The 1,656-nt window shown below is 70.1% G+C and carries 1 protein-coding gene; it reads left to right on the top strand.

The features are described from left to right. Window positions 1-248 precede the first annotated feature (248 nt). Window positions 249-1,619: a cytochrome P450 gene (locus G6020_RS14150; RefSeq protein WP_182611048.1), complete on the top strand. Its 1,371-nt coding sequence runs from the start codon at window positions 249-251 to the stop codon at window positions 1,617-1,619. Window positions 1,620-1,656: the final 37 nt, after the last annotated feature.

The following is a 1,656-nucleotide window of genomic DNA, read 5'->3' on the forward strand; positions in this document are numbered from 1 at the left end:
GCTCGGCGACGAGCGCTCGGCCGAGTACGGCGCACTTCCCGACGGCGTGGACGTGGCCGCGCTCGTCGCCCGAGCCTGATCACGACAACTGCCACCACCCCGCTGTCACCTCGGCGCTGTCACCACCGCGCTGTCACCGCCGCGCTATCGCCACCGCGGGGAGAAACGACACCGCCAGTTTCGCTATTCGGCTGACAGTCGCGTGAGGGAGGTCACAGACTAGAAGGACCCCGACAAAGAGGTGCAGTATGTCAATCGATGGCGATCCGCGCGATCCGGTCTACCGGCCGGGCCCGGCCCCCCTCCGCTCCCACCTGCCGATCCTGGGCGGGACCCTCGAGTACGTCGAGAATCCGCTGGCCACGATGGCCCGCCGGTACCGCGACCACGGGCCGGTCTCCGAACTGAGCTTCCTCGGCGCCACCTGGACCGCGCTGATCGGCCCCGACGCGTGCCAGATCGCCCTGCAGAACGCCGACAAGGCGTTCGCCAACGGCCCCGGCTGGGGATACCTCGTCGGCCCGTTCTTCGACCGCGGGCTGATGCTGCTGGACTTCGCCGAGCACCACCACTACCGGCACCTCATGCAGGAGGCGTTCACCCGCCCCCGGCTCGAGGGATACGCCCGTACCCTGGCCCCGCTGGTCGAGCGCGGGATCTCGAGCTGGACCCCTGATCGGGCGTTCGAGGTCTACCCCGCCCTCAAGTCGCACACGCTCGATCTGGCCACCGAGGTGTTCATGGGAGGCGCCGAATACGCCGAACCCGGGGAGATCGAGCGGGTCAACACCGCGTTCGTGGACTGCGTGCAGGCCGCCAACGGTTACATCCGCTCGACCGCTCCCCTGCCGTTCACCAAGTGGGGTCGCGCGACCCGCGGCCGGCGCCTGCTGGAGGAGTTCCTCCGGCGCCACCTGCCCGCCCGCCGTGCCAACCCCGGTGAGGACCTGTTCTCGGCCCTGTGTCAGGTGGCCGACGCCTCCGGCGGGATCGACGACGACGACATCATCAACCAGATGATCTTCCTGCTGATGGCCGCGCACGACACCACGACCAGCACCGTGACCTCGATGGTCTACGAACTCGGGCGCGATCGGGAGTGGCAGGAGCGCTGCCGGCGGCAGTGTCTGGAACTGGGCCCCTCGCCGACCCTCGCCGAGCTGGAGGGCCTCACCGACCTGGACTTGGTGATGAAGGAGACGCTGCGGCTGCACCCGCCGGTGCCGGTGCTGGCGCGCCGGGCGGTCAAGGACACCGAGGTGCTCGGGGTGGCGATCCCCAAGGGACGGCTCGTCTCGGTGATGCCGCTCCTGTCGCACCACATGCCCGAGTACTGGACCGACCCGGAGATCTTCGACCCCGAGCGGTTCACCGAGGGCAGGCGCGAGGACAAGTCCCACCGCTACGCCTGGGAGCCCTTCGGCGGCGGGGTCCACAAGTGCCTCGGCATGATCTTCGCCAACCTGGAGTCCAAGCTCGTCCTCAGCGCGCTGCTGCGGCACTTCGAGTGGTCCGTGCCGCTGGACTACGTCCCGCCCATGAAGAACGACTCGCTGCCGTTCCCCGGGGACGGGCTCCCGGTGTCCCTGCGGCCGCTCACGCCGGCCCGCACCGGCTGAGCCGACCCGGCGACTCGCCCGCCCGCGCGACCCGCGC

The sequence above is a fragment of the Dietzia sp. B19 genome (assembly GCF_014145155.1).
Taxonomy (GTDB): Bacteria; Actinomycetota; Actinomycetes; order Mycobacteriales; family Mycobacteriaceae; genus Dietzia; species Dietzia natronolimnaea.